General features: G+C 65.3%; 25 protein-coding genes. 6 read left to right on the forward strand and 19 right to left on the reverse strand.

What is annotated here, in order from left to right; translation table 11 throughout:
• Positions 1-20: 20 nt before the first annotated feature.
• The 10 genes from KF941_RS26490 to KF941_RS26535 all read right to left on the reverse strand — a co-directional run bounded on the left by KF941_RS26490 (position 21) and on the right by KF941_RS26535 (position 11210).
• Complete coding sequence (locus tag KF941_RS26490) at positions 21-1172, reverse strand: acyl-CoA dehydrogenase family protein (protein ID WP_214275060.1); 1152 nt, start codon at positions 1170-1172, stop codon at positions 21-23.
• A 68-nt stretch (positions 1173-1240) separates the two neighbouring features.
• The gene (locus KF941_RS26495) at positions 1241-2029 is read right to left on the reverse strand and encodes an enoyl-CoA hydratase/isomerase family protein (protein WP_214275061.1); all 789 of its coding nucleotides are present in this window, start codon (positions 2027-2029) and stop codon (positions 1241-1243) included.
• Positions 2026-3582, reverse strand: coding sequence for a long-chain fatty acid--CoA ligase (locus KF941_RS26500; protein ID WP_214275062.1), 1557 nt, complete (start codon positions 3580-3582; stop codon positions 2026-2028). The genes KF941_RS26495 and KF941_RS26500 overlap by 4 nt, the downstream gene beginning before the upstream one ends.
• Positions 3583-3762: 180 nt before the next feature.
• Positions 3763-5055 (reverse strand): TRAP transporter large permease, encoded by a 1293-nt coding sequence (locus KF941_RS26505; RefSeq protein ID WP_214275063.1) that lies wholly within the window; start codon positions 5053-5055, stop codon positions 3763-3765.
• 24 nt (positions 5056-5079) lie between these two features.
• Positions 5080-5580: a TRAP transporter small permease subunit gene (locus tag KF941_RS26510; RefSeq protein ID WP_214275064.1), complete on the reverse strand. Its 501-nt coding sequence runs from the start codon at positions 5578-5580 to the stop codon at positions 5080-5082.
• Between the two features lie 308 nt (positions 5581-5888).
• The gene (locus KF941_RS26515) at positions 5889-7070 is read right to left on the reverse strand and encodes an ABC transporter substrate-binding protein (RefSeq protein WP_214275065.1); all 1182 of its coding nucleotides are present in this window, start codon (positions 7068-7070) and stop codon (positions 5889-5891) included.
• Between the two features lie 66 nt (positions 7071-7136).
• Positions 7137-7799 (reverse strand): nitroreductase, encoded by a 663-nt coding sequence (locus KF941_RS26520; protein ID WP_214275066.1) that lies wholly within the window; start codon positions 7797-7799, stop codon positions 7137-7139.
• The gene (locus KF941_RS26525) at positions 7778-8677 is read right to left on the reverse strand and encodes a MaoC/PaaZ C-terminal domain-containing protein (RefSeq protein WP_214275067.1); all 900 of its coding nucleotides are present in this window, start codon (positions 8675-8677) and stop codon (positions 7778-7780) included. Before KF941_RS26525 ends, KF941_RS26520 begins: the two co-directional genes overlap by 22 nt.
• Before the next feature lie 118 nt (positions 8678-8795).
• Positions 8796-9941, reverse strand: a complete 1146-nt coding sequence (locus KF941_RS26530; protein ID WP_214275068.1) for an acyl-CoA dehydrogenase family protein — start codon at positions 9939-9941, stop codon at positions 8796-8798.
• Positions 9942-10061: 120 nt separating this feature from the next.
• A complete protein-coding gene (locus KF941_RS26535) occupies positions 10062-11210 on the reverse strand; it encodes an acyl-CoA dehydrogenase family protein (protein WP_214275069.1) in 1149 nt (382 codons plus the stop codon).
• A 231-nt stretch (positions 11211-11441) separates the two neighbouring features.
• Between KF941_RS26535 and KF941_RS26540 the strand changes: the two genes are divergently transcribed.
• Both KF941_RS26540 and KF941_RS26545 read left to right on the forward strand, forming a co-directional pair.
• Entirely contained in the window at positions 11442-11975 is a 534-nt protein-coding gene (locus tag KF941_RS26540) for a MarR family transcriptional regulator (protein ID WP_214275070.1), read from the forward strand.
• 69 nt (positions 11976-12044) lie between these two features.
• Positions 12045-12806, forward strand: coding sequence for an enoyl-CoA hydratase-related protein (locus tag KF941_RS26545; protein ID WP_214275071.1), 762 nt, complete (start codon positions 12045-12047; stop codon positions 12804-12806).
• Between the two features lie 23 nt (positions 12807-12829).
• On the opposite strand, the gene KF941_RS26550 is transcribed toward KF941_RS26545, so the two are convergent.
• The 9 genes from KF941_RS26550 to KF941_RS26590 all read right to left on the reverse strand — a co-directional run bounded on the left by KF941_RS26550 (position 12830) and on the right by KF941_RS26590 (position 22142).
• Positions 12830-13462 (reverse strand): hypothetical protein, encoded by a 633-nt coding sequence (locus KF941_RS26550; protein WP_214275072.1) that lies wholly within the window; start codon positions 13460-13462, stop codon positions 12830-12832.
• A gap of 7 nt (positions 13463-13469) precedes the next feature.
• Positions 13470-14441 carry a hypothetical protein gene (locus KF941_RS26555; protein ID WP_214275073.1) on the reverse strand — a complete coding sequence of 324 codons (972 nt, stop codon included), beginning with the start codon at positions 14439-14441 and terminating at the stop codon, positions 13470-13472.
• A gap of 442 nt (positions 14442-14883) precedes the next feature.
• Positions 14884-16056: a DcaP family trimeric outer membrane transporter gene (locus KF941_RS26560; RefSeq protein WP_214275074.1), complete on the reverse strand. Its 1173-nt coding sequence runs from the start codon at positions 16054-16056 to the stop codon at positions 14884-14886.
• Positions 16057-16287: 231 nt separating this feature from the next.
• A complete protein-coding gene (locus KF941_RS26565) occupies positions 16288-17058 on the reverse strand; it encodes an enoyl-CoA hydratase-related protein (RefSeq protein ID WP_214275075.1) in 771 nt (256 codons plus the stop codon).
• Positions 17051-17929, reverse strand: a complete 879-nt coding sequence (gene mmsB / locus KF941_RS26570; protein WP_214275076.1) for a 3-hydroxyisobutyrate dehydrogenase — start codon at positions 17927-17929, stop codon at positions 17051-17053. Before mmsB ends, KF941_RS26565 begins: the two co-directional genes overlap by 8 nt.
• Complete coding sequence (locus KF941_RS26575) at positions 17926-18939, reverse strand: enoyl-CoA hydratase/isomerase family protein (RefSeq protein WP_214275251.1); 1014 nt, start codon at positions 18937-18939, stop codon at positions 17926-17928. The genes mmsB and KF941_RS26575 overlap by 4 nt, the downstream gene beginning before the upstream one ends.
• Positions 18940-19022: 83 nt before the next feature.
• Positions 19023-20168, reverse strand: coding sequence for an acyl-CoA dehydrogenase family protein (locus tag KF941_RS26580; protein ID WP_036761056.1), 1146 nt, complete (start codon positions 20166-20168; stop codon positions 19023-19025).
• A 62-nt stretch (positions 20169-20230) separates the two neighbouring features.
• Positions 20231-21124 carry a MaoC family dehydratase gene (locus KF941_RS26585; RefSeq protein WP_240540637.1) on the reverse strand — a complete coding sequence of 298 codons (894 nt, stop codon included), beginning with the start codon at positions 21122-21124 and terminating at the stop codon, positions 20231-20233.
• 10 nt (positions 21125-21134) lie between these two features.
• A complete protein-coding gene (locus tag KF941_RS26590; protein ID WP_214275077.1) occupies positions 21135-22142 on the reverse strand; it encodes a phosphotransferase family protein in 1008 nt (335 codons plus the stop codon).
• A gap of 159 nt (positions 22143-22301) precedes the next feature.
• Between KF941_RS26590 and KF941_RS26595 the strand changes: the two genes are divergently transcribed.
• Genes KF941_RS26595 through KF941_RS26610 form a run of 4 tightly spaced genes read left to right on the forward strand, consistent with a single transcriptional unit; the run spans position 22302 to position 26285 of the window.
• A complete protein-coding gene (locus KF941_RS26595) occupies positions 22302-23744 on the forward strand; it encodes an OB-fold domain-containing protein (RefSeq protein WP_214275078.1) in 1443 nt (480 codons plus the stop codon).
• Positions 23745-23748: 4 nt separating this feature from the next.
• On the forward strand, positions 23749-24945 hold the full coding sequence (locus KF941_RS26600) for an acetyl-CoA acetyltransferase (protein ID WP_214275079.1): 1197 nt from the start codon (positions 23749-23751) through the stop codon (positions 24943-24945).
• Between the two features lie 15 nt (positions 24946-24960).
• Positions 24961-25413, forward strand: a complete 453-nt coding sequence (locus tag KF941_RS26605; RefSeq protein WP_214275080.1) for a MaoC family dehydratase — start codon at positions 24961-24963, stop codon at positions 25411-25413.
• Entirely contained in the window at positions 25410-26285 is an 876-nt protein-coding gene (locus KF941_RS26610; protein WP_214275081.1) for a CoA ester lyase, read from the forward strand. The genes KF941_RS26605 and KF941_RS26610 overlap by 4 nt, the downstream gene beginning before the upstream one ends.
• Positions 26286-26287: the final 2 nt, after the last annotated feature.

The raw sequence follows: 26287 nt of genomic DNA on the forward strand, positions 1-26287 counted from the left end.
GGGACGGGTTTTCGGAAATATCAGGCAGTTTCCTTCAGGCGCTGGCGCGCGATGATCATCTTCATGATCTGGGCGGTGCCGTCGCCGATCTGGATGCCCAGCACGTCGCGCATGCGCTGCTGATGGGGCAGATCCTTGGACCAGCCGTAATGCCCATGCGTCAGCAGGCATTGCTGGATCGCATCGGTGGCGAATTTCGGCCCCATCCACTTGCACATCGCGGCCTCGGCGGTATGGGACAGGCCCGCGTCGCGCAGGCGTAGGGTCTGGATGCACAGCTGGCGGATCGCCTCGATCTGGCCCTCGTATTCCGCCAGCGGGAAGGTCACGCCCTGAAAGGCCGCCAGTGGCTCGCCGAAGGCGCGGCGCTCCTGGATGTATCGCCACGTCTCGTCCAGCGAGGCCCTGGCGGCGCCGATGCTGACCAGCCCCAGCAGCGCGCGGGAATAATCGAAGCCCTGCATGATCTTGGTGAAGCCCTTGCCCGGCTCTCCGATCAGGTGGTCGTCGGGGATGAACACGTCATCGAGATAGAGCGATCCGCGCCCGAGGATATGGCTGCCCAGATCGTCGAAACGGGTCCGGGACAGGCCCTTGGCGCTGGTGTCCAGCAGAAAGGCGCTGACACCATGGGCGCGTTCCTCGCGCGTGCCGGTCCGGGCAAAGATCAGGATCCCGTCGGCCTGATCGCCGGTCGAGCACGAGGTCTTTTCGCCGTTCAGCCGCCAGCCGCCATCCACCTTGTCCGCCCGCATCGTCAGGCTGGCCGCGTCCGAGCCGCCGCCCGGTTCGGTCAGTGCGACCGCCACGATGGCCTCGCCGGCGACGATGCGGGTTACCCAGTCCGCTGCCACATGCGCCGGGGCATGATCCGCGATGATCTTGCCCATCAGCGAGCCCATGATCGGCAGGTAGCCGATGTTGAAATCGCCATAGCCCGTTTCCTCGACGATGATGCCCGAGGCTTCCGAGCCTATCCCGAGCCCGCCGAATTGCTCGGGCAGTTCCGGGGCGATCAGCCCCAGCGCGCCCATCTCGCGCAGAAGGGCGCGGTCGACGGTCTTTTCGGTCCTTTCCCGCTGCATGTAGAAAGGCAGCAGCCTCTCGCGCGAGAAGCGGCGGGCGGTATCCCGGATCTGGTCATAAAGATCGGACAGTTCGGTCGCGGTCATTCGGTTCGTCCTTGCAGGAATTTTGCTTCGGCCCCAAAGGACCGCGCCACGTCTTGGGCTCCGAGTGTTCAACGGCCCTGATAGGTGATCGGCTTGCGCTCGATCAGCGACTGCAGGGCGTTCCAGCAGTCGTCCGTCCGCGCGCATCGGGCGATGGCCTGCGCCTCTTCCTCGAGCTGTGTCTCGATCGGGCGGTCCATATAGGTCGCCATCAGGCGCTTCATCTCGCCATAGGTCCGGGTCGGGCCCTCGGCTAGCTGCCGGGCCAGCGCACGCGCCTCGTCCAGCAGGGCGGCATCGGGAACGATACGGTTGACCAGGCCGTTCTGGGCGGCGCGAGGGGCGTCCCAGGTTTCGTTCAGCAAAAAGAACTCGGTTGCGCGCCGGCTGCCGACGCGGCGGGGGATGAAATGCGTGCCCGCGCCGTCGGCGACGAAGCCGATGCGGTTATAGGCGGCATAGAAACTGGCGCTTTCGGCCGCCAGCGCGAAATCGGCCGAGGCGGTCAGCGCGGTCGCCCCGCCGACGCAAAGGCCATGCACCGCGACGATCACTGGCGCGTCGCCGCGCGTCAGTCGGACAATAGCGGAATGCAGGGTGGCGGTCGCCTCTTTCAGCAGGCGTGGCAGCGCCTCGCGGTCACGGCCCAGCCATTTGAAATCCGCGCCGACGCTGAAATACTTACCCTCGGCCCGGATCAGGATGGCGCGCACCGTTTGGTCGCTGGTCAGGCGGCTGGCATGGTCGCAAAGCTCGGCGTTGAATATTGCGTCGAAGGGGTTGCCCTTTTCGGGGCGGGCAAGGACGATCTCGGCGATTCCATCGCTATATTCGATCCGGGTGGCTTCCGTCGTCATTCGTTCTCTCCGGTGAAGGTGTATCGGACCTGCTCGCGCAGGGTCTGCTTCTGGATCTTGCCCGAGCCGTTCAGCGGCATCTCTTCCAGAAGGTGCAGGTGCTTGGGCAGCTTGTAGCCTGCCAGCATTCCGCGGCAGTAGGCGTGCAATTCGTCCAGTTCCAGGCTGGCGCCGTCGCGCAGCACGACCGCCGCGACGACGCTTTCGCCCCAGACCGGGTCCGGCGCGCCGACGACAGCGGCATTGGCGATGGCGGGATGACCAGCCAGGACGCTTTCGACCTCGGCGGGATAGACGTTCTCGCCGCCGGAAACGATCATGTCCTTGACGCGGTCGCAGACATACAGAAAGCCGTCCTCGAGATAACCGACATCGCCGGTCCGGAACCAGCCGCCGGGCAGGAAGGCCGCCGCCGTCGCCTCGGGGCGCTGCCAGTATCCGGCAAAGACGTTGGCGCCGCGGATGGCGATCTCGGCCTTCTGGCCCGGTGCGGTGACGGTGGCGCCTGCGGCGTCCACCAGCATGGTCTCGCCCGTCAGTACCGGCTGGCCCGTCGAGCCGATCCTGTCGAAGGCCAGCGCGGGCCGCAGATAGGAATGCACCGAAGTCGCTTCGGTCATGCCATAGGTGTGGGTCACGGGAATATTGCGGTCGGCGCAGATGCGCAGCAGCGGCACGGGCGCCGGCGCACCGCCGACGATACAGAGCCGCAGCGACGACAGGTCGACGCTGGCGAAATCAGGATGCCGGGTCAGCGCCAGCAGCATGGTGGGCACGCCAAAGGTAATGGTGACGCGATGGGCCTCGATGGCAGCCAGAAAGGCGCCGGGCTCGAACTGGGACTGGATGACAAGATGCCCGCCCATCATCAGCACGGTCAGCACCTCGGCGAAAAGGCCGCCCGCATGAAACATCGGTGCCGTTGTCAGCATGACCTCGTCCAGCCCGCAGCCGTAGGCCAGGATCCAGTTCAGGTTGTTGGTCCAGATATTGCCATGGGTGATGATCGCGCCTTTCGGCTTTCCGGTCGTGCCCGAGGTGTAAAGGATCGTCACCGGATCGTCGGGTGAAACCGGGCAGGCGGGGCAGGGCGGGGCAAGGGTCGCCGCGGCGAACGCCGTCCAGCCGCCGCGCCCGCTCTCCGGACGGTCCTGCGGCGCCAGCGCGATATAGCCGCCGGGACAAAGCGATGGCCGCAGGGTTTCGATAAGATCCTCGAACTCCGGCCCGACCAGAAGCTGGGAAAGCCCCGCGTCATTGATGACATAGGCCAGTTCCGGCGCGGAGAGGCGGAAATTGACCGGCACGAAGATGGCGCCGATCCGCGCGGCGGCCAGCAGGGCGATCAGCACCTCGGGACAGTTGAAGGCCAGCACCCCCACGCGGTCGCCCTTGCCGACACCGGCCTGCGACCAATGTCCGGCCAGGCCGTCGACCCGGACCTTCAGGTCGCCATAGCTGAGGCTGCGGCCGTCATGAGTAATGGCCGTGCATGGATGCGCATCCCGGCAGCGCCGTTCGAACCAATGCGTGATGTCCGGCACCCTGCCCATTGCGCTTGCAGCGAAGCAATCCTCGACCACTGCTCTGCCCCCTTCCGTTTGCGTCGCGTGACAGATGATAGAAAGCGCAGGTCGGACCCCTCGCGCCCCACCCGAAAGTAGGGGCGGAGGTTTTTTGTCATTGTCCGGTGGGAAACAGCTTGTGGCCCGGCCGCAATCGTGCGGCCCCTGTCAGAACAGCAGCCGGGGCAGGAAGAGGCTGATTGCCGGAAATACGGCCAGGATGAAGATGCGCATGATGTTGGCCATGGCAAAGGGAATGATGCCCTTGACGATCGTGGTCAGCGGCACCTCGCGCGCGATCGAGCGGACCACGAACAGGTTGACCCCCACCGGCGGGGCGATCATCCCCAGTTCGCACAGCACCACCACCAGCACGCCGAACCAGACCGGATCATAGCCCAGTCCGATGACGATCGGAAAGAACAGCGGCACGGTCAGAAGGATCATCGACAACTCTTCCATCAACGCGCCCAGCACGATGTAGATCGCGCAGATCAGCAGCACCACGCCGACCGGTGGCAGGCCGGAGTTGTTGACAAACGCCAGCAGCCCGTCATGCGCGCCGGTATAGTTAAGGAACTCGGTGAAGACCGAGGCCCCGACCAGCATGGCGATCAGCATGACCGAGGTCAGCGCCGAATCGAGCAGGATGTCGTAGAGCGTCCTCCACGTCAGCCGCCCCATCGACCAGGCCAGCAGGAAGGCACCGAAGGCGCCGATCCCCGATGCTTCGGCCGCGGTGAAGAACCCGCCGTAGATTCCGCCGATCACCAGCACGAACAATGCGCAGATCGACCAGATCCGCTTGAGGGAATCGATCCTTTCGCTTCGTTCTGCGCGTTCGGCCACCGGCGCGCTTTCGGGTCGTTGCCACACCGTCCAGCGCACCGCCAGCACATAGCCTAGTATCCCCAGCATGCCGGGGATGAAGCCTGCCACGTAAAGCATCCCGATATGGGTCTCGGTCAGGATGCCGTAGATCACCAGCATGATCGAGGGCGGGATGATGATCCCCAAAGTCGCGCCAGCCGCGACCGAGGCCGTACTCAGCCGGTCGGCATAATGGTATTTCCGCATCGACGGCAGCGCGACCTTGCCGATGGTCACGACCGTTGCCACGCTGGAGCCGCAGACGGCGGCGAAGCCGCCGCAGGACATTACTGTGGCCGTCGCCAACCCGCCCCGCCGGTGTCCGAACCAAGCCTGCGCTGCGCGATACAGGTCGCCGGAAATCCCGGCCCCCGCCACGAAGTTCCCCATCAGGATGAACAGCGGAATGACCACCAGACCGTAGGACATGGTGCTTTCGCGCGCCATCAGCGCCAGCATGGCACCGGCCTGGTTCCAGCCGACGATATAGCCGAAGCCGACATAGCCGGTGACGCCCAGGGCGATGGCGATGGGCACCCGCAAAAAGATCAGTAGAAGCGAGGCGATGAATCCGATACCGGCAAGCAACATGGCAGGTCTCCGCCTTCGAGTTTTTCAGAGAATGCTGTTCTGAGGGTCGTGCGTCTTGGGCCGCGCCCGAAGCACCTTGGGCAGGCCACGCAGCGGCAGCAGGAAGCACAGCGCACCAAACCCTGCCAGAACCGCCACGATATAAAGGATCGGTGCGATTCCGATCCCCAGGCTGGCAGTCACGTCATGATAGCGCGCCGAGCGTTCGGCCATCAGCCACATCCGCCAGGCGATCAGCGCAAAGAACCAGCTGCCCAGCCCCGCCGTCAAGAGCAGCTGGAGCGCGTCGAGGATCCGGCTCTGGAAGACGTCGGCGACGTCGGCCACGATATGGCGCTGTTGCACGGCGACGATCGGAAACAGCAGGAAGCTCAGCAGGACCAGGCCGATCTCGGTCAGTTCGGTCGCGCCGCGGACCGGATGATTCAGAATGTTGCGTCCGACCACGTCGAACAGCGTCAGTATCATCAGCGCAAAGATCAGCACGGCCGCGGCCATGGCCACGCCCCTTTGAAGAAAACGCATTCTTTCCCCTGCCTTTCGATTCCCGGCGCGCGATTGCATCCTGGCGCGGGAATACCCGAACTCCTTTCGCCCTCCGCTCTCGTGCGAAGGAGCATATCAAGCATATTGTTATGAAGCATATCTTGTTCGTCAAGATATTTCCCTGACCGGCGCGGCGGCTGACCTCGCAAAAGGCGCAGGGCCTTGTCTTGCGCTGCTGCTGCGCGGGGAATCGCCGGGATCGGCTGCGCCGGAGCCCTCCGGTTTGGGAGCCCGAGGAAATAACCCGGCCCAACCAAGAAGCCCCGCACGAGGCGGGGCTGTCGGGTTCACATTTTGCATTCCGGCGAGGGCGGCGGCATGTAGTCCTCGGCGGGGATGATCGTGCTGATCTTGTAGTCGACCGTCTTGCCGCTGTCGGAGGCGCCGGGCACCACCTCGGCAAAGATATAGGGGCGGGTCAACTGGTGATCCTCCGCCCGCATCTCCAGCGGGCCTACGGGACTGTCGATCACCAGCCCCTCCAGCGCCTTGGATACGGCCGATGCGTCTTCGGTGCTGGCCTTGTTCATGGCCTGTGCAAGGGCAATGACCGAGGTATACATGTCGAAGGCGACATCGTCCGGCTCATGTCCGGCGATTTTCGAGAATGCGTCCGAGAACTTGCGCGGCCCGTCGCCCTCGACCTGCGGGATATAGCTGACGTTCTGGATGACGCCGACGGCGGATTCGCCCATGGCAGGCAGCACAGCCGGAATGGCGAAGTTGTTGCCCAGCACCATCTCGTATTTGTCCAGAAGGCCGAATTGCTGCTGCTGTTTCGCGAAGGTCACGCCGTCCGTGCCGTAGACGACCGCCAGAAGCCCCTTGGCCGGTTGCTGGTTGAGTTGCGTGATGTAGGTGCCGAAGTCGGCGTTGGGCACGGGGGTGAAAAGCTGCTTGCCGATCTTGCCCCCCAGTTCCTCTACGTCCTTCGCGAAGGAATTGGCATTGTCGTGGCCCGAGGTGGTGTCGCCCGCGATGATGTCCCAGGATTCCAGCGGATTCTGCTTCAGGAAGGCCTTGTAGCTTGCCCCCAGCATTTCGGTGGACGCCTTGACTCGGAAGTAGTTCTGGTTGCAGCGCGTGCCCGCAGCCGAAAGCGGGTCGATGATGATCGTGTCCAGCGCCGTCGCGCGGCCCGAGATAGCCAGCGCCACGGCGGTGGGGATCATGCCGGTGATGGCTGCGACCTTGTCGTTCTTGACCAGGCGTGTCGCGGTCTGCAAGGCGGCCTCAGGCGTGCCGGAATAGGTCATCGAGATTATTTCGACCGGGCGGCCGTTGATGCCGCCCGCCTCGTTGATTTCGACCACCGCCGTTTCCAGCCCGGCCACCGAATACTGGTAGAAGGCGGCCAGCGGGCCGCTGTCGATCATCAGCGCGCCGATCTTGACCGTCTCCTGCGCCCCGGCAACTCCGGCTGCTGCCGAAAGCGCGGCCGCCGACATGGCGACAACTGCAAGTTTCATTCCGTTCTCCTCTGGAACATCAGTATGGTTGACGGGTTTGGGTTTCAGGCGGGCGCGATGGGTGGCTCACCAATGATGGACTACGTTTTCCTCAAGCGCCGCCCGGCCGGTCCGTGCCGCATTCGCCGGGTGCGAGGGATCCTCGTAACCGAAGGAAATGCCCAGAATCAGCTTGTTGCTTGGGGCCACGCCCAGATGCTCGCGCACCAGGTCGCAATACAGCGCCAGCGCGCCTTGCGCGCAGCTGGCCAACCCTTCTTCGGTCATTTTAAGCATCAGAGACTGCGCATAGATCCCGATATCGACCGCCTCGCGCTCCCCCAACCCTTCCGGGAAGAACAGGAACACCGCATGGGGGGCGCCGAAGAACGCCAGGTTGCGGCGATAGGCCATGTCTCGGCCATCGCGGTCGTGGCGTTCGATGCCCATCGCGCCGTAAAGCGTGGCGGCGGCGTCGAACTGGCGCTCGCGATGAACGCCGGTGAACTGGTGCCTGGCGAAGAAATCCGGCTCGGGCGGAATGTCGTTCAGCGCGGCCTGGACTTGCGCTTCGGCGATCCGCTTCAGGGTTTCGCCCTGCACGATATGCGAAGTCCAAGGCTGGACATTGCAGTTCGACGGCGAAAGCTGTGCGGCGCGGAAGATGCGTGCGATCACATCCTGCGGCACGAGGTCGGGCAGGAATCCCCTGACCGAGCGGCGGTTTCTCAATGCGGTTTCGACGTCCAAGACCGAGCCTCCCTCAGGTTTGCATAGCCGCCGCGGATCACCGTGGTCTGGCGGCCGGGAACGCTGGCTTCAAACAGGATCTGCCGCCCCTCCAGAGCCCATAGGTTGATGGCCAGTCGGTCGCCCCCGAAAACAGGCGCGGTGAAGCGGGCGCCGATGCGGGCAAGTCGGGCGCGGTCGTACCCCGCTGCCGAAAGCACGGCCTGGCAGCAAAAGCCGAAGGTCGAAAGGCCGTGCAGGATCGGGCGGTGGAATCCGGCCTGCCTTGCCGCCTCGGGGTCGACATGGATCGCGATCAGGTCGCCCGACAACCGATAGATCAGCGGGGCTGCCGGGTCGATGTCCAGGACGATCTGCCGGTCGGGCTTGCGGTCGGGCATGGCTGCCAGCGCCGCCAGCTCGACCCGGCCCCGACCGGGGGCAGGCCCGCCAAAGCCTCCATCCGCGCGCGCGAATTCGATGCGGCGCAGTTCGGCCAGCAGCTGTCCCTTGGCAGTCTCGATCCGGCGATCCATCACCAGCAGCGCACCCCGGTTCACGCCCAGGTCGAAGACCTCGCTGAAACGAGTGTGGCAGCGGATCTCGCCCGAGACCGGAAGCGGGTGGTGCAAGACCAGATGCTCCTCGCCATGCAGCAGTCCGCTGGTAGTCAAGCCCAGCTGGGGATCGCTGCTCCAATCGGTATTCTCTCCCAAGACCGAGGCGAAGCTGGGCGAGACCTGCAGGTCTTTTTCATAGACATAGCGCAGCAGGTCCGGGTCCAGCGGGTCTCGGCCGAAGCCGGTGCCGAGGGCGTAGAGGATGCAGTCCTTGGGGCCATAACTCTGCCGCCCCTGCGGAAAGGCATAGTCCAGGATGTCGGGATAGCGGATCGTCATGCGTCATCCATTCCACGCCTGATCACAAGTGGCGAAAAGTTAATTCACTTGCTTACCGTATTCTAATTTATCACTCTGTCAATCCCCGGTTCCACCGCCGTTACGGCGGGGCAGGGCTTCACAGCGCACGCGAGATCAGCTCGCGCATGATCTCGGAGGTGCCGCCATAGATGCGGTGGATGCGCGCATCGGCATACATGCGGCAGATATCGTATTCGCGCATGAAGCCATAGCCGCCATGCAGTTGCAGACACTGGTCCACGATCCGGCCCTGCATTTCGGTTAGCCACAGCTTTGCCATCGAGGCCTCTGCCGCGCCCAGCTGCTCATTGACATGCCGCGAGATGCATTGGTCGGCAAAGGCCCAGCCGATGGTCAGTTCGGTCTTCATATCGGCCAGCTTGTGGCGGTTGACCTGGAAATCGCCGATCGGCTTGCCGAACGCCTTGCGTTCGAACGCATAGGCCAGGGTGATGTCATAGGCCCGTTGCGCGGCGGCCAGCGCGGTCACGCCGATGGTCAGCCGTTCCTGCGGCAGCTCCGACATCAGGATGTTCATGCCGCGGCCTTCGGCCCCCAGCAGGTTCCCGGCTGGAACGCGCACGTCATCGAAATAGATCTCGGACGTGTCGGCCGAAAGCTGTCCCAGCTTGTCAAGGTTGCGGCCGCGGCGAAAGCCCTGGCGATTGGTTTCCACCACGATCAGGCTCATCGAGCCCGAGCCGCGTTCAGTATTGGTGCGCGTTACGGCGATTACGATGTCGCAATGCTGGCCGTTCGAGATGAAGGTCTTTTGCCCGTTTATCACATAGTCGTCGCCGTCGCGGACCGCGGTTGTCCGGACGCCTTGCAGGTCCGATCCGGTGCCGGGCTCGGTCATGGCGATGGCGCAGACCACCGAGCCGTCCACCATGCCGGGCAGCCAGCGGGCCTTCTGTTCCGGGGTGCCGTGCTTGATCAGATAACCCAGACAGACGTCCGAATGGACCGAAATATCCGCGGCAGGCCCGGCAAAGCCGGAATAGGCCATCTCTTCGCAAACGACCATGTTCATGCGGAAGTCGGCGCCGATGCCGCCATATTCCTCGGGAACGGTAGGGCAGAGCAGGCCGGCTTCGCCGGCCTTGGACCAGAATTTGCGCGCAACGATGCCGGTCTCTTCCCAATGGGCAAAGCTCGGCGCAACCTCGGCCGCAACGAAGCGGCGCACGGTGTCCCGCAACTGCTGGTGTTCATCATCGTAGACCGCGCGATTAGGCAGCATATACCTTACCCCTCCAGGCTCCCGTCAGTAGTAAGATAGCATATCATATGTAAAGTTATCGAAAAAGGCATATTTTGCCGCCCAGTGATGTGATGGTCCGATCCGTCCTGTGCCCTTGCGTCAATATTGGATCGCGGCCCGGCCGATGCGGCTGCGCGCGATGATCTGCTTCATCACGCCGGCCGTGCCGTCGCCGATCTGGAGGCCAAGCACATCCCGCATCCGCTGTTGATGCGCGCTGTCGGTGACATAGCCATAGTGTCCCTCGGTCAGAAGTGCCTGGTGGATGGCATCGAAGGCGACCTTGGGGCCCAGCCATTTGCACATGGCGGCTTCGGCGGTATGGTCCTTGCCCACCTCGCGCAGTTGCAGGGTATGCCAGGCCAGTTGCCGCGCCGCCGCGACATGAGTGTCGTGATCCGCCAGGGGCCCCGAGACGTTCTGGAACTGGCCGATGGGCCGCCCGAAAGCCTCGCGCGTGCGGGCATAGGCCCATGCTTCGTCCAGCGAAGCCTGCGCCGCGCCGCAACACTCCAGCGCGATCAGGGCGCGGGAATAGTCGAACCCCTGCATGACCTGGGAAAAACCGCAGCCTTCGTCGCCCAGCATGAATTCGGCCGGCACCACCACATCCTCGAAGAACACCGACCCGCGCGAGATCTGCCGGCATCCCACATCGTCGAAGCCGGTCGTGGCGATCCCCGCCACGCCTTCGGGGATGAAGAAGGCCGAGATCCCGCGCGCGCCGCTGTCGACTGGGCCGGTGCGGGCAAAGACCAGATGGATGTCGGCTTCGGTGGCAAAGGTAATCGACGTCTTCTCGCCTGTCAGTACGTAATCCGAACCGCGTTTGCGGGCGCGCAGCCGGATGTTGGCGGCATCCGAACCTCCCTGGGGTTCGGTCAGGCAGATCGACATGATCTTTTCCCCGCGCACCATCTGCGGCACCCATTCCTCGACGATGGGTCTTGGTGCGTGGCGCAACAGGATCGCTGCATTCAGCGAGACGTTGACCGGCACCTGGCTGATCGAGAAATCGCCATAGCCCAAGGCCTCTGCCACCAGTCCGACCATGATCGAGTCGGCGCCGAGCCCGCCGAGTTCCTCGGGCAGGTCGGCCCCCAGAAAGCCCAGATCGCCCAATTCACGGATGAGATCGCGGTCCAGCACACCTCGCTTTTCGCGAGCCAGATAGCCGGGTTGCAGCACCTCGCGCGCGAACCGCATGGCCATGTCGCGGATGGCTTCCTGTTCTTCAGAGAAAAGCATTTTCAGATCCTTGATGAGGTTGCGATCTGCCGGGGCGCGCGCGTGCCAACTCTCGTTCCGGCAGCATGGGATGCCAGATAACATTATGCATGCGTATCATACTGTAAGCCCTATGTCTATTGGATCTGGTAGCGCAACATATGCTTGAGTATTATCCATTCTTGGAGCTGCCGGTCCGGGATGCCGGGTCGGAGGCACGCAGCAGCGCATTGCATGAAGGAAAGGTTTACCATGAGTGTCAAGAAAGCGGTCGCCGTCGACAAGACCGGACGTGCCAACAACGATCTGCGGATCGGCTATTTTGTGCATGACGTTTCACGTCTGCGGCGCACCTTGTTCGACCAGAAGATGAAGCCCTTGGGGGTGACGCGCTCGCAATGGTGGGTGCTGGCGCAACTTGGCAGGTCGGAAAAGACCTTGGGCGAACAGGGCATGTTGCAGACTGAACTTGCCAATGTGCTGGATGTCGGCAAGGTCACGGTTGGCGGGTTGATCGACCGGCTGGAGGCGGGGGGGTTCGTGCGCCGCATGCCCTGTCCCAACGACCGCCGCGCCAAAAGGGTCGTGGTGACCGAGGCCGGCCGTGCGACGCTGCGGCAGATGCAAAGCGTCAGCCAGGAGCTCAATGCCCTGATCTTGAACGAGATTCCGAAAGAATCCATTCGCACGGCCGAAGAGGTCCTGGCGAAGATGAAAGCCAATATCATGCAGGAACTGCACGGAAACCATGTGGGAGAAGACGAGCTGATCGACGACGATCTCTGAGCGGTCCCCGCCCTTGAATAATTGGTTTGCAAGTGTATTATGTGTTTAAATGCATAATCGGGAGTCCTCATGTCCGCCTCGGAGCTTTTGACGGAAATTTCCGCGGAAGGTTGGGCTATTCTGCGCCTGAACCGGCCTGAACGGCTCAACACGCTGTCCGTTTCCCTGCGCAGGGCACTCATCGCGGAAGTGGCGCGGCTCGAAGCGGACCCGGAAGTCCGGGTTCTGATCCTGACCGGGAACGGCCGGGCCTTTTCCGCCGGCCTGGAAGTTTCTGAATGGGACAGCGCCGGAGCGGCCGCGGCAGGTGCCTGGGTCCATGACCCGGTCGCTGCGCTGCGCGGCTTTTCCGGGCCGGTGATCGGCGCAATCAACGGGCTATGCGTGACCGGCGGGCTTGAACTGGCGCTTGCCTGCGATCTGTTGGTCGCCGCACGGGGATCGCGCTTTGCGGATACGCACAGCCGGGTCGGCCTGTTGCCGGGCTGGGGGGGGAGCGTCCGGCTTGCACGGCGCATCGGCCCGGCGCGCGCCATGGAGATGGCGTTGACCGCGCGCTTCCTGTCCGATCAGGAGGCGCTCGATTGGGGTCTCGTCAATCATCTGGTGCCGCCCGATGCGCTTTTGCCCGCGGCGATCGACTTGGCGCGGCAAAGCCTGTCGGCACCCCAGGGCGGCGCCGAGGCCTATAAGGCGCTGCTGCAGCGCGGTTCGGCGGCAACCTTCGAAGAGGCCCTGACGCTGGAACGCACTACGGCGATGGCCGTGAATTCCAAGGTTTCCGCGACTGAAATTCAGGAAAGGATCGCCGCATTGCGCGGCAGGGGATAGTCCAGGGCCGGGCGCAGGCCGCCTCAGGACGGGCTTTTATCCGCGACAAGCTCGTGAAGCTTGGCGACAAACGGGTGGGCCCATCCCCTTTTTGCCGCGGTCTCGACGATTTCGCCCAGCGTGATGCGCAGGTTGATTTCCGCACGGGACAGACGCAGAACGCCGTTCGGATCCCCTTCGCCGATGAACCAGGCGGCCTCGTGCAGGAGCAGGCGGGCGGAATGGAGCCGCGCTTCGAAAAGCTCCAGCTCCGCCAGTTCGGTCCTGAGCCGTGGTTCCGCCTTGCTGCGGGCCACCGCAGCATCCGAACAGCATGTCGCCAATGCGGCGCCTGCACGGCCAAGAAGAATCGCCGCGCGAAACAGGGTTTGCAGCGGCTGGCAGGCATCTTGCGCGCCCAGCTGGCTCAGGAACTCATGTCCGGCCAACAGCCGCGCGAGCCTGGGACTCTGGCCCGAAGCCGCCTCGATGAACAAGATCAGGTCGAGCCAAGGGAGATTGATCTTGCCGGGAAAAGGCAGCAGGCCAAGAGCGGCCGCCTCTTCCAGCAAATGCTCCAGCCCTTCCGCATCGTCGCTTGCTCTTTCAACGCAGGCGGCCAGATCTTGGATCAGCTCGGCCACCGCATGCTGTTCCTCATGCAAGGCGAAATCCATCGGGGCGTCAGCCTTGGGCAGCCTGCTTGCGCTGGCGCAGGTAATCCAGATAGGGGGTAGGCCAGTGGGTCTCGAACTGTCCCGATCCGGCAATTCCGTCCAGGGTCGCGGCGCAGCCCGCTTCGGTGATCGTGACCGGGTTGCGCTTGGAACTGGGGAAGCGTATCGCCGAAAACGTGCTCAGCCGCAGTTCCATCGGTTGCTCGGCCCCATAGTCGATATTCATGACGGCCGATTGCTGCATCATCTCGGCGTCATATTCCGTGTGGTCGCGGATCGCGGTGATGGGGCTGACCTTGCCGTCGCGGGCGACATAGCCGGCCACGCCGCGTTCACCGCCCGCGATCCAGATCCAGCCGTTCATGGTGATCGACCCGTCCGGCGTATAGGCGGCAAGCCATTTCCAGTGCTGCGGCATGGCCCATTCGCGCAAACCCCAGGAGTGGTCGCGATGTCCGATCCTGCCGTCCAGGGACACGCGCCTGCCGTCTATCTCGAGCCAGCCTTGCAGCATTCCGCTTTGCTCGATCCGATTCGTCGCCATCCAGGCCGGCAGCCCGTCCGCATTGGCATGGTAGCTGAAGGCCGCGTGCAATGCGGCAAAGCTGAAGTCGAGCTTCAATCGCGTGCCGGCATAGGAAAGCGTCGAACGCTGAGTGCCGATGTCCTGCCGCACCGACAGCCCACCCAGGCTGATACTGGAAAAATCGCAATCCTCGGGAATGCTGCCCGCGTGGAAATCGACCACGGCCGGGTCGATGCCCCCGCCCCACAGGCAGATGTTGCAGCCGGCATTGCCGTCATCCGTAGCGAAGAAGTAGATCTGAAGGCAGATATTTTCCTCTGCCAGGCTTACCTGCCAAAACAGCGAATCGCGCATCTGGCCGCCTGGGGCAGGGCGGTGGCGCAGGTCGTCCTCGGCGCGGACCAGGGCCGCAAGATCGGGCGCCAGTCGATGCAGGTAAGGGATGTCGGTCATCTTACTCCTCGCAATGTCCGGAGCCGGAAGGGTTCCCGGCGCTCATATTGTTTGCATGTATACTATAAATTTCAATATAAACCAGCCTTGAATGCCGGAACCCCATAACGCCCGCCAACGCAACGGCGACCGCCTGCTGTCATGCGCGTGGGTCGCGGCGCTGTTCAGGGTGCTGGATTGGCGGCAGGGCCTGCGCCGCAGCAGCCCTTCGGGCGGAATGCGCGGAACAGCCCCTGGTTTTAGCGGTCAGAGCGGGAAAGGCAGGGGCCCATTCCGCATATCGTCGCCGCTCTTGCCGGGGTGAACGCGGGCACCCGGAACCCGGATCAGCAGATCGCATCCCCGCATCTCGACCAGTTCCCAAGCCCTGCGCACAGGGGCGGAACGGTCACGCTTGCAATGGTCTGGGCGAGCCGGCTTCGGCTCGCCCCTTGGTCATGGTTCAGAATTCAAAGGTCGCACTCAGGTGCAGCCGGGTGTTGTCCACCGTCTGGCTGTCGAACTGCGTGCGCTTGTTCCAGATTACCTCTCCGCCAAGGGCGAGATTCTCCAGCAGGTTGTATTTCCCGCCGACATGGACCGATTCCAGCTTCTTCGTATCGGTTGCCAGCGCACCGGCATAGGGGTCGTAGCTTTGCGAGCCATAGGCCGCGAGAACCGACAGATTGGGCTGGATCTTGTGGCTGACGGCAAGGAAATAGCCGTCCATCTCGACCGCGTCCCCCGCCGCGTCCACGTCATAGAAGGTGCGGCCGCCCGTCGGGCTGGCCTGTTGCCCGGCATAGCTGCTGAAGCCCATGATCGAGGAAATCCCCTCGCCGCGCGTATAGCCGGCCTGGATCAGCCCGCCTTCCCAGGGCTTGAGCGTGGCGGCGATGTTCGCGCCCCAGCCGTCGACGTCGCCCTGGGCGCTGCGAAGCTCGCGATTGATATAGGCAAAGCGAATGCTGCCCTTGTCGAACTTCTGGCTTACCGCGAAAGTGACGGCGGGACGGTTGCCCCAATTGACGTAATCCTCTTCGATCGAGGCGTCGAAATGGGTGCCGGTGCCGAAATCGGTCGAATAACGGATCAGCGGCACGCGGAAGTTGGCCGGACCCGCGGTTCCGTTGAAGTCCCAGACCGCCGGAGTCTCGCCCAGGGCCGAGAATGTCGACCAGGTCTGACCGATGGTCCAGCCGCCGATCTGCCCATAAGCATGGCGCAGCCGCAAGGTGCCGCCGCCGCCGCCGAAGAAATCGCCTTCGATATTGAAGCGCAGTTTTCCGTATTCGGTGTCCTGTTCGGCGCGGAACCCGAAAAGGGTCTGATAGCCGTGGATTTGCTGATCGCTGCTTTCCGGGGTGCTGTCGGTGACAAGCGCCATCCCGCCGGTCGACGGGCCGAGCCCGTAGTTGTTATCCATGACGGCGTCGACCTTGACCTTGCCATAGAAGCTCAGCTGCATGCCGAAGCGATTGGTCAGTTGCACCGGCTCCTGCTCTTTCGCTTCCAGTGCAGCAATGCGGGCCTCAAGCTGCGTCAGCGTTTCCGCTTGGGCGCTGCCCGCCATCGACAGGCATGCAGCAGCCATTCCCACCGCGATCGCGGTGGAGGATCGGTAATTCCCGAACATGTCTTCTCCTCCCAGAGTGTATTGCGCCAAGTGTCGGCGCACGTCGCGGAGGTTACATGCAAAGCAAATAGTAACCAAGCAATTTATATATCTACCTAATGATATGCTTGCATAAAAGCAACTATAGCACAGGATAGCCTGGGGCGATCTCGGGCCGCCGGCCGGATGTCCGCGCAGGATTGCGCGGCGGGGCGTTCCCCGCCGCGGTCTGGCTGTCACGCAGGCCCGCCGTCAGCCCCGTTGAAACACCGGCGGACGTTTTTCCAGAAAGGCCGCCATGCCCTCGACCTGGTCGGGGGTTCCGAACAGGGCGTGAAACAGGCGCCGTTCGTAAAGCAGCCCCTCGGCCAAGGGGCCCTCTTCGGCGCGGTGCACGGCCTCGCGCGCCAGCCGGGCGGCCGGACGTGAATAGGATGCGATCTGCCGCGCCGCCTCCATCGCACGGGGCAAGACCTGATCGTCGGGCACCACTCGGGCCACCAGCCCGGCGGAAAGCGCCTCTGCCGCATCCATGTTGCGCCCGGTCAGGTGCATGTCCATCGCTCGCGCCCGTCCGATCAGCCGGGTCATGCGCTGCGTGCCGCCGATTCCCGCGATCACGCCCAGCCTGATTTCAGGCTGGCCGAATTTCGCACCTTCCCCGGCTATGGCGAAGTCGCACATCATCATCAGCTCGCAGCCGCCGCCAAGCGCATAGCCGTTCACGGCGGCGATCTTGGGGATGCGCAGATCGGCAAAGCGGCTCCATTCGCCGAAATAGTCCAGCTCACTCATCTCGGCCGCGGATTTGCCGGCCATCTCGGCGATGTCGGCCCCGGCGGCAAAGGCGCGCTCGGACCCGGTAAGCACCAGGCAGCCGATGTCGCGATCACGGTCCAATGCCTCGGCCGCCGCGATCAATTCGCGCGCCAGCGCGCTGTTCAGGGCGTTCAGCTGCTTCGGCCGGTTCAGGCGAATCAGCGCCACGTTTCCGTCGCGGGAAACCTCGACCAGATCAGGCATGGGCTTTCCCCCTTTTCACGAATCTCGGGAGCATTGCTGAGAAGTCCTGGCCCTTTCCGTCCTCGTCCTCGACGAAGCGGGCGTAGAGGGCTGCGGCGAGCTGGCCCATGGGGGTGTCGGCATCGGCGGCCTCGGCGGCCTGCTGGGACAGGCGCAGGTCCTTGAGCATCAGTTCCGCGGCGAAGCCCGGCTTGTAGCCGTTGTCGGCGGGCGATTGCGGGCCGACGCCCGGCGCCGGGCAATAGGCGTTCATCGACCAGCTGTAGCCCGAGGAGGTCGAGACCACGTCGAACATCTTTTGCCGGTCCAGCCCCAGCTTGTCGGCCAGGGCAAAGGCCTCGCAGGTGGCGATCATGGTCACGCCCAGGATCATGTTGTTGCAGATCTTGGCAGCCTGGCCGGCGCCCGCCTCGCCGCAATGCACGGCCTTCTGGCCCATGACGTCGAAAAGCGGCTTCACCTTGGCGAAGGCATCGGCCGAGCCGCCGACCATGAAGGTCAGCGTGCCGGCGGTGGCGCCGCCGACCCCGCCCGAGACCGGCGCGTCCAGCGCGCCCAGGCCCGCCGCCGCGGCCTGCGCCGCCGCCGCGCGGGCGCTGTCCACGTCCACCGTCGAGCAGTCGCAGAACACCGCGCCCGCGGCCATGGCCGGGATCGCCTCTGCCGCGACCGCGCGCAGGATGGCGCCGTTCGGCAGCATGGTGATCACCACCTCGGCGCCCGCGGCCGCCTCGGCCGCCGTCGCCGCCTTGGCGACGCCCTCGGGCATCGGCGCGGCCAGGTCGAAGCCTGCGACCGCGTGCCCCGCCTTGGCCAGGTTGGCCGCCATCGGGCCGCCCATGTTGCCCAGGCCGATGAATCCGATCTTCATGTCCGGTCCTCCCATTCGATTTCGTCCTCGCCCAGCGGCGCCAGCATGGCCGCGACATGCGCGGGGCCGGCATCGGCCGACCATCGCGGGTTGCGGTCCTTGTCGATGATCTGCGCCCGCACGCCTTCCAGGAAGTCGCTTTCCGCCGTGGCGCGGGCGGTAAAGCGCAGCTCGCGCGCCAGGCTCTCGCGCAGGCTGGCATCGCCGCGCGCCGCGCGCACCAGCGCCAGCGTCGCCGCCATCGACAGGGGCGAGTTGCGGCGCAGGGGCTTGAGCGCCGCCTCGTCGCCCGCCGCCTCCAGCGCGGCCGCGATCTCGGCCACGCTCGGACCGCCGAAGGCCGAAAGGTCGCGGCCCTCCAGCGGCGCCGTGGGGCGGGGGTGGGGCGCGATCGCCGTCGCGTCGCCGGTCTCGGCCAGCCGGTCGATCAGCGCCGGCCATTCCGCCTCGGGGATATAGGCGTCGGCAAAGCCGGTGAAGATCGCGTCGCCGGCGCCGATGCGCGCCCCGGTCAGGCCCAGGTATTCGCCGCAGCGGCCGGGCGCATGGCCCAGAAGCCAGCTGCCGCCCACGTCCGGGATCAGGCCGATGCCGGTCTCGGGCATGGCGATCTGGGTGGTGTCGCCGACGATGCGGTGGCTGGCATGGCCGCCGACGCCGACGCCGCCGCCCATGACGAAGCCCTGCATCAGCGCGACCACGGGCTTGGGATATTCGGCGATCCGCGCGTTCATGCGGTATTCGTCGCGAAAGAACGCGCGCCCGACCCGGTGGTCGCCCTCGAGCCCCGCGCGATAGACCGCGGCGATGTCGCCGCCCGAGCAGAAGGCGCGCTCGCCCGCGGCGTCGATGACGACCAGCGCCACCTCGGGGTCGTGCTGCCATTCGCGCAAGGCGGCGTCGATGGCCAGCGCCATCTCGTGGCTCAGCGCGTTCAGCGCCTGCGGGCGGTTGAAGGTCAGCCGGCCGGCGCGGCGGTCCTTGCGGGCGATCATCTCGGATTCGGGCATCTCGGATTCGGGCATCTCGGATTGGGGCATCTCGGATTGGGGCATCTCGGATTCAGGCATCTCGGATTTGGGCATCTCGGCCATCAGTCACGCTCCGCCAGCAGGGCGCGGCCGACGATCAGCCGCATGATCTCGTTGGTGCCTTCCAGGATCTGGTGCACGCGCAGGTCGCGCACGATCTTCTCGATGCCGTAATCGGCCAGGTAGCCATAGCCGCCATGCAGCTGCAGGCATTGGTTGGCGACCTCGAAGGCGCGGTCGGTGACATGCAGCTTGGCCATGGCGCAGAACTTGGTCGCGTCGGGCGCGCCGCGGTCCAGTTTCCAGGCGGCCTGGCGCAGGAAGATCCGCGCCGATTGCAGCGCCGTCTCCATCTCGGCCAGGCGGAACTGCAGCGCCTGGAACTGGTCGAGCGTCTGGCCGAAGGCGCGGCGCTCGCCCATGTAGCGCAGGGTCGCCTCCAGCGCCGCCTGCGCGCCCCCCAGCGCGCCGGCCGAGATGTTCAGCCGCCCGCCGTCCAGGCCGGCCATGGCATAGGCAAAGCCGCGGCCCTCCTCGCCGATCAGGTTCTCTTCGGGGATGACGCAATCGTCGAACTGCACCTGGGCGGTCGGCTGCGCCTTCCAGCCCATCTTGTGCTCGAGCGCGCCGAAGCTGAGGCCGGGCGTGCCGGCCTCGACCACCATGGTCGAGATGCCGCGCGGCCCGTCCTGGCCGGTGCGGGCCATGACCAGGTAGCAATCCGAATAGCTGCCGCCCGAGATGAAGGCCTTGGTGCCGTTCAGCTTCCAGCCGCCCTCGACCCGCTCGGCGCGCGTGCGCAGGGCGGCGGCGTCGGAACCGGCGCCGGGCTCGGTCAGGCAATAGGAGAACACCGTCTCCATGCTGCACAGGCCGGGCAGCCAGCGCGCCTTGTTCGCGGGGGTGCCGAACTTGTCGATCATGCCGCCGCACATGTTGTGGATCGACAGGAACGAGCCGACCGAGGGGCAGGCCATGGCCAGCGCCTCGAAGACCAGCGTGGCGTCCAGCCGCGAAAGCCCGGTGCCGCCATGCTCCTCGCCGACATAGACCCCGCCCAGGCCCAGTTCGGCCGCCTGCGCCCACAAGGCGCGCGGGATGGTGCCCGCCTCTTCCCAGGCGCGGGCCTGCGGCGCGATATGATCGGCCCCGAAATCCCGAGCCAGATCGAAGATCGCCGCCTGTTCCTCGCTCAGACCGAAATCCATGCTCTCCCCATTGATTTTTGCATCTCCGTCCTCTGCCGTTCGGGCTGAGGGCGGCATTTCTCCTAGCGCGAGATCTCCATCTCGTTCAGAACCCCCGACACCGCCGGCGACAATTCGGCGCGGCCCCGATCCAGCACGATCACATCGCGCTCGATCACCCGCGATCGGAAACGGATTTCCCCGGCGCCAAGATCGAAGATCTCGGTCTGGATGGTCTCTCCGGGATAGACGGGGCGCGAGAAGCGCAAGGACAAATGCCGCAGCCGCTCGGGCGCGCCGGGGCACAGCATCGAGATCAGAGCCCGGCAGGCGATGCCCATGGTGCAAAGCCCGTGCAGGATCGGACGATCGAAACCGGCCTTCCGGGCCAGTCCGGGGCTGACATGCAGCGGGTTCATGTCGCCGCTCAACCGATACAGCAGTGCCTGCTGGGGAAGGGTGGAGTGGCGCAGGACATGATCCGCGGCACGCTCGGGCAGGGGGGCCAGTTCGGGCTCGGGCGCGCCGAACATCCCGCAGCCGCCATCGCCCCGCAACATGTAGGTCGAGCTTACGCGTGCCACCGGCCGGCCCTCGGCATCGCTCAGATCCTTGCGCAGATAGAGCCACGCCCCCTTGGCCGCGCCGTCGTCGACGACGCCGGTGACCCGATATTTCGCATCCACCTCGCCTTCGGGGGGCAGGGGGCGCAGGATGTCGAAACGCTGCTCGGCATGCAGCAGCTTTTGCCAGCCCAGGCCCAGTTCGGGGCGTTGCACCCACAGGCCCGGATGGGCCAGGATATTGACCATCGACGGAACGGCGCGGAGGTCTTTCTCATAGGTGAAGCGAAGCTCGTCCTCGTTCAGCGGGTCGCTGCCGAAGCCCAGGCCGAGGGCGTAAAGGATGGTATCCTTCCGGGTGTAGCTTTGCCGGGTCTCGTCGAACCGGAAGCGGCGCAATACTTCAATATCCATTCTTCTCTCGTCACTTGTCCCGGCGGGCCAGGTAATCGGCGGCTGCGTCCAGGAAGGCGCGGCAATGCGCATGGTCGTCGTAGTAGCTGTCCTCTCCGCGCTGGCGTGACAGGACGTAGAAAACCGCGGTCTTCCAGGCCACGAAGGCGGCAAACCAGTCCAGATCGGCCAGAACCCGGCCCGTGCGTTCGCCATAGCGGGCCAGCAGGTCCGAGATCGCTGGAAACTCTGCCTGGTAGAGCGCCCGGCCTAGATCCTGCAACGGCGTGCGGGCGATCCCCGGCGCCGGATAGGCGATCATGAAATAGCCCAGGTCCAGCCGCGGATCGCCGATGGTGCTGAGTTCCCAATCCAGCACCGTCGCCAGCCGGGGCGGCAGGTCGGCCACCCACATCAGGTTGCCCAGCCGGAAATCGCTGTGGACCACGCATTGCCGGACCGCGTCCGGCACCCTTTCGTCCAGCCGCTTGGCCATGGCGCGCAGGGCCTCGCCTTCATGCCCGCCGAGCCCGGCGATCAGGCCGCGCATCATGGCGAAATGCTGGCGGTTGGCTTCGGAGTCGTCCAGCGGGCGTGCGGTGATCCGGGCGGCATCGACGCCGTGCAGATCGGCCAGCGCGTCGATCATCGCATGGGCCATGGCGCAGGGGTCCTGCCGCAAGGGCTCTGGCAGGTCGCCCGAAATGACGACGCCCGGCACATGTTCCATCACATAGAGCGGCACCTCCAGCGCCTCGCCCGCGGCGGCCATCGCCAGAATCCGCGGCGCCAGAACCCCGGCGGCGTTGAGCTTGGCGATATGGCGCGCCTCGCGCAGCACATCCGGCGCATTGGCGCGAATCACGGGTTGGTGACGGATGATGAGCCGCGAATCGCCCAGCTCGACCAGCGAGGTGATGTTGGAATGCCCCTCTCCGATGATCTTCAATTCCGGCCGGCTGTCTTGCGCCACCAACGCGTGGGCCTTGAGCCAGGTGATCAGCCGATCAGTGTCGGCCTCGGTCCAACTCCACTCCATTTCCTCGTCCTGTCTGAGGGTTATGTGCGCGGCAGCCGGGGCCAGCACGATATTTTGACTGCTGGCATATTATAATGCAAAGAACATAGTTCAAGCTTAATGTTATGCTTGCGTATCGTATGCATTAGTGCATATTTCCCTTGCACGGGAGGAGAAGGCATGGCGAACAGATCTATCAAAAGCACCGGCGCTTACCTGCCACTGCTGCGATTCGAGCGAAAGGCCGCGCGGGCCGAGCTGGCCTGGTCGGGGCTGGGCGGCAACGGCAAGGGCCGCCGCGCAGTAGCGGGCTGGGACGAAGACGCCCTGACCCAGGCGGTCGAGGCGGCACGCGAAGCCCTTGCCCCGGCGCAGGGAGCGATTGCGCGGGTGGTGTTCGCCTCGACCTCCTCTGCTTTCTCCGACCGTTCGCAGGCGGTGCTTCTGGCCGATGCGCTGAGCATCGCCCGCGACGCAGAGACGGCCGATCTGGCCAATTGCCGCCGGTCGGCCGTCTCTGCGCTGTTGCGTGCGTTGCGTGGCGCGCCGGGAGAGGAACTGATCGCGGCAGGGGAAAAGCGCGCGACCCAACCGGGCAGCCCGGCGCATCTGTCCTGGGGCGACGGCGCGGCGGCGGCTGTCGTCGGCGACGGGCCGGGCGTTGCGCGGTTGTTGGGGGCGGGCCGGGTCAACCTGGATTTGCTCGACAGTCATACCTCGGTCGCGCGGGGCCTGCCCTATGCCGCCGAGGAGCGTTTCGCCCGCGATGCGATCGTGTCCGAGGCGCTGATCCCCGCCGCGCAGGTGGCGCTGGCCGAAGCAGGGCTGCGCGGCGAGGATGTCGCGCTGGCCGTGGTGCCCGAGGCCGTGTCGGGGCTTTATGCCGCGGCCGCGCGCAAGCTCGGGATGTCGGCGCCGAACGTCATCGACCGGCTGGGTGCCGGGGCGGGCGATCTCGGCACCGCCGCGCCGCTCTTTGGGCTGGCGCTGGCGCTGGAGCAGGCCGAGCCGGGCCAGATCGTGCTGCTGGCGGGCTGCGGCAACGGCTGCGACGTGCTGGTGCTGGAGGTGACCGCCAAGACCGACCGTCGCCCGGCGCATCAGGCGCTGGACGAGGGCGCGCCGCTGGCCAGCTATTCGCGCCTGCTGTCGCTGACCGGCGGCATCGACCTCGACTGGGGGCCGCGCGCCGAGGTGAACCAGAAGGTTTCGGCCAGCGTGCTGGCACGCCATGGGCGCGAGATGCACGGCTTCGTCGGCGGCCGCGACCAAAGCGGCAACGTGCAGTTCCCCAAGACGCCGATGCCGGTCAGCCCGGCGCTGGCCGAACCCGGCGTCTACCAGGATGTGATCCTGCGCGACGAGCCGGCCCGCGTGGTCTCGATCACGGCGGACCGCCTGAATTTCACGCCCGACCCGCCGTTCTATTTCGGACTGGTGCAGTTCGAGAATGGTGCGCGCGTGGTGATGGAACACTGCGATGTCGAGGGCGAGGCACAGGAAGTGGGCGCCCCCTTGCGAATGCGGTTCCGCATCAAGGCGATCGACCGGCAGCGCCAGTTCCGCAGCTATTTCTGGAAGGCTGCGCCGCTGGCGCGCCCGCAGCTCGCAGCAAAGGAGTAAACCCATGGCGCAAGGCATCCGCGACAAGGCCGTCATCATCGGCATGGGCTGCACCCGCTTCGGCGAGCGTTGGGACATGAGTTCGGACATGCTGATGGCCGAAGCCTTCGAGGAGGCGCTGGCCGATGCAGGCATCGCGCGCGACGAGATCGGCGCGGCCTGGCTGGGCTCGGCGCTGGACGACGTGAACGTCGGCAACTCGGCCATCCCGCTGGCCACGGCGCTGCGGCTGCCGCCGATGCCGGTCACGCGGGTCGAGAACATGTGCGCGACCGGCACCGAGGCGCTGCGGGCAGCGACCTATGCGGTCGCTTCGGGGGCGGTGGACATCGCCCTGGCGCTGGGGGTGGAAAAGCTGAAGGATACCGGCTTCGGCGGGTTGCCGATCCGCACCAAGGGCTCGGTCAACGACCTGTGGATGCCCTATGGCTCGGCGCCCGGCACATTCGCGCAGCTGGCCGGCGCCTATGCGGCGCGCCACGGCATCGACGCGGCCGACCTCAAGCGGGCGATGGCGCATGTCTCGTGGAAATCGCACCAGAACGGGGCGCTTTCGGAAAAGGCGCATCTGCGCAAGCCGGTTTCGATGGAAACGATCCTGAACGCACCGATGATCGCCGACCCACTGGGCCTGTTCGATTGCTGCGGCGTTTCGGACGGCGCCGCCGCTGCCATCATCACGACACCCGAGATCGCCCGCAGCCTTGGCCGCGACGCGCTCGTCTCGGTCAAGTCGGTGCAGGTCTGCGCTTCGAACGGGTGGGAGATGCAATATGGCGAATGGGACGGCTCTTATGTCCGCAACACCCGCATCGCCTCGGCCCGCGCCTATGAAGAGGCGGGGATTTCCGATCCGCAACGCGACCTCGGCCTTACAGAGGTGCATGATTGCTTTTCCATCACCGAACTGGTGGCGATGGAGGATCTGGGCCTGTCCGATCCCGGACGGGCGGTGGCCGATGTGCTGGACGGCAAGTTCGACCGCGGCGGTGCCGTGCCCTGCCAGGTGGATGGGGGGCTGAAATGCTTCGGCCACCCGGTCGGCGCCTCGGGCCTGCGCATGGCCTATGAGGTCTACAACCAACTTCAGGGCCGGGCCGGGGCGCGTCAACTCGACAACATCGACTTCGGCCTGACGCATAACCTCGGGGGCCAGCCCTCGAATTCGGTGGTTGCGGTTTCGGTTCTCGGCCGCCTGTAGTTCTGGGAGAAAATCATGGCAGGACGCTATTACGAAGGTTTCAGCATCGGCGAGGTCATTTCCCATGCCGTTCGCCGGACCGTGACCGAGATCGACAACACGCTGTTTTCGACCATGACGATGAACACGGCGGCGATCCATCTGGATTACGAATATGCCAAGGGCACCGAATTCGGGCAGCCGCTGGTCAATTCGATCTTCACCCTCGGCCTGGTCGTCGGCATCTCGGTCAACGATACCACGCTGGGCACGACGGTCGGCAACCTGGGCTGGGAAGAAGTGAAATTCCCCAAGCCGGTCTTCATCGGCGACACCATCCGCGCCCAGACCGAGATCCGGGCCATGCGCCTGTCCAAAAGCCGGCCGACCCAGGGCATCGTCACCTTCCTGCACCGCGGCTGGAACCAGCGCGACGAGATCGTCTGCGAATGCCTGCGCAATGCGCTGATGCTGAGGCAGCCGGAATGACCGCCAGGCTGCGCTCGCTGCTGTTCGTTCCCGCCGACAGCGAGAAGAAATACCGCAAGGCCCGCGGGACGGCGGCCGACGGGCTGATCCTCGATCTTGAAGACAGCGTGGCCCCGCCGAACAAGGATGCCGCGCGCGCGATGGTGGCCGGCTGGCTGGACGAAGGGCTGGACGGGCCTGCGCTGTGGGTCCGGGTCAATGCGTTGGACAGCGGCCTGACGCTCGCCGATCTGGCGGCGGTGGTCCGGCCGGGGCTGGCGGGGATCATGCTGCCCAAGGCCAATGGCGGGCAGGATGTCCTGCGCGTGGCCCACTATCTCGACGCGCTGGAGGCCCGAGCCGGATTGCCGGCCGGGGCGGTCCGCATCATCGTCGTGGCGACCGAGACCGCGCAGGCGATGTTCAACCTCGGCTCCTATGCGCCGGCGCATCCCCGGCTGGCGGCCTTGACCTGGGGGGCCGAGGATTTGTCGGCGGTTGTCGGCGCGACCTCGAACAAGGATGCCGAGGGCGACTGGGCGCAGCCCTATCAGCTGGCCCGCAGCCTGTGCCTGATGGCGGCGGCGGCGGCGGAGGTGCCGGCACTGGATACGCTCTATGCCGATTTCCGCAGCGAATCCGGGCTGATCCAAGCCTGCGGGGTTTCCCGCCGCGACGGCTTTGCCGGCAGGCTGGCCATCCATCCGGCCCAGGTCGAGCCCATCAACCGTGCCTTTGCCCCCTCTGACGAGGATCTGGCGCTGGCCGCCCGCATCGTGGCCGCGTTCGATGCCGATCCCGGCCTCGGCACGATCGGCATCGACGGCAAGATGTATGACATCCCCCATCTGAAGCAGGCGCTGCGGACCCTCGCCAGTGTGCAGAAAGGATAACC

This window comes from Paracoccus sp. pheM1 (genome assembly GCF_018499825.1).
GTDB classification, from domain to species: Bacteria; Pseudomonadota; Alphaproteobacteria; order Rhodobacterales; family Rhodobacteraceae; genus Paracoccus; species Paracoccus versutus.

Coding starts and splice junctions, on each gene's coding strand:
- KF941_RS26490 (WP_214275060.1), bottom strand. CDS start 1,172: ATGACCGCGACCGAACTGTCCGATCTTTATGACCAGATCCGGGATACC.
- KF941_RS26495 (WP_214275061.1), bottom strand. CDS start 2,029: ATGACGACGGAAGCCACCCGGATCGAATATAGCGATGGAATCGCCGAG.
- KF941_RS26500 (WP_214275062.1), bottom strand. CDS start 3,582: ATGGGCAGGGTGCCGGACATCACGCATTGGTTCGAACGGCGCTGCCGG.
- KF941_RS26505 (WP_214275063.1), bottom strand. CDS start 5,055: ATGTTGCTTGCCGGTATCGGATTCATCGCCTCGCTTCTACTGATCTTT.
- KF941_RS26510 (WP_214275064.1), bottom strand. CDS start 5,580: ATGCGTTTTCTTCAAAGGGGCGTGGCCATGGCCGCGGCCGTGCTGATC.
- KF941_RS26515 (WP_214275065.1), bottom strand. CDS start 7,070: ATGAAACTTGCAGTTGTCGCCATGTCGGCGGCCGCGCTTTCGGCAGCA.
- KF941_RS26525 (WP_214275067.1), bottom strand. CDS start 8,677: ATGACGATCCGCTATCCCGACATCCTGGACTATGCCTTTCCGCAGGGG.
- KF941_RS26530 (WP_214275068.1), bottom strand. CDS start 9,941: ATGCTGCCTAATCGCGCGGTCTACGATGATGAACACCAGCAGTTGCGG.
- KF941_RS26535 (WP_214275069.1), bottom strand. CDS start 11,210: ATGCTTTTCTCTGAAGAACAGGAAGCCATCCGCGACATGGCCATGCGG.
- KF941_RS26540 (WP_214275070.1), top strand. CDS start 11,442: ATGAGTGTCAAGAAAGCGGTCGCCGTCGACAAGACCGGACGTGCCAAC.
- KF941_RS26545 (WP_214275071.1), top strand. CDS start 12,045: ATGTCCGCCTCGGAGCTTTTGACGGAAATTTCCGCGGAAGGTTGGGCT.
- KF941_RS26550 (WP_214275072.1), bottom strand. CDS start 13,462: ATGGATTTCGCCTTGCATGAGGAACAGCATGCGGTGGCCGAGCTGATC.
- KF941_RS26555 (WP_214275073.1), bottom strand. CDS start 14,441: ATGACCGACATCCCTTACCTGCATCGACTGGCGCCCGATCTTGCGGCC.
- KF941_RS26560 (WP_214275074.1), bottom strand. CDS start 16,056: ATGTTCGGGAATTACCGATCCTCCACCGCGATCGCGGTGGGAATGGCT.
- KF941_RS26565 (WP_214275075.1), bottom strand. CDS start 17,058: ATGCCTGATCTGGTCGAGGTTTCCCGCGACGGAAACGTGGCGCTGATT.
- mmsB (WP_214275076.1), bottom strand. CDS start 17,929: ATGAAGATCGGATTCATCGGCCTGGGCAACATGGGCGGCCCGATGGCG.
- KF941_RS26575 (WP_214275251.1), bottom strand. CDS start 18,939: ATGCCCGAATCCGAGATGATCGCCCGCAAGGACCGCCGCGCCGGCCGG.
- KF941_RS26580 (WP_036761056.1), bottom strand. CDS start 20,168: ATGGATTTCGGTCTGAGCGAGGAACAGGCGGCGATCTTCGATCTGGCT.
- KF941_RS26585 (WP_240540637.1), bottom strand. CDS start 21,124: ATGGATATTGAAGTATTGCGCCGCTTCCGGTTCGACGAGACCCGGCAA.
- KF941_RS26590 (WP_214275077.1), bottom strand. CDS start 22,142: ATGGAGTGGAGTTGGACCGAGGCCGACACTGATCGGCTGATCACCTGG.
- KF941_RS26595 (WP_214275078.1), top strand. CDS start 22,302: ATGGCGAACAGATCTATCAAAAGCACCGGCGCTTACCTGCCACTGCTG.
- KF941_RS26600 (WP_214275079.1), top strand. CDS start 23,749: ATGGCGCAAGGCATCCGCGACAAGGCCGTCATCATCGGCATGGGCTGC.
- KF941_RS26605 (WP_214275080.1), top strand. CDS start 24,961: ATGGCAGGACGCTATTACGAAGGTTTCAGCATCGGCGAGGTCATTTCC.
- KF941_RS26610 (WP_214275081.1), top strand. CDS start 25,410: ATGACCGCCAGGCTGCGCTCGCTGCTGTTCGTTCCCGCCGACAGCGAG.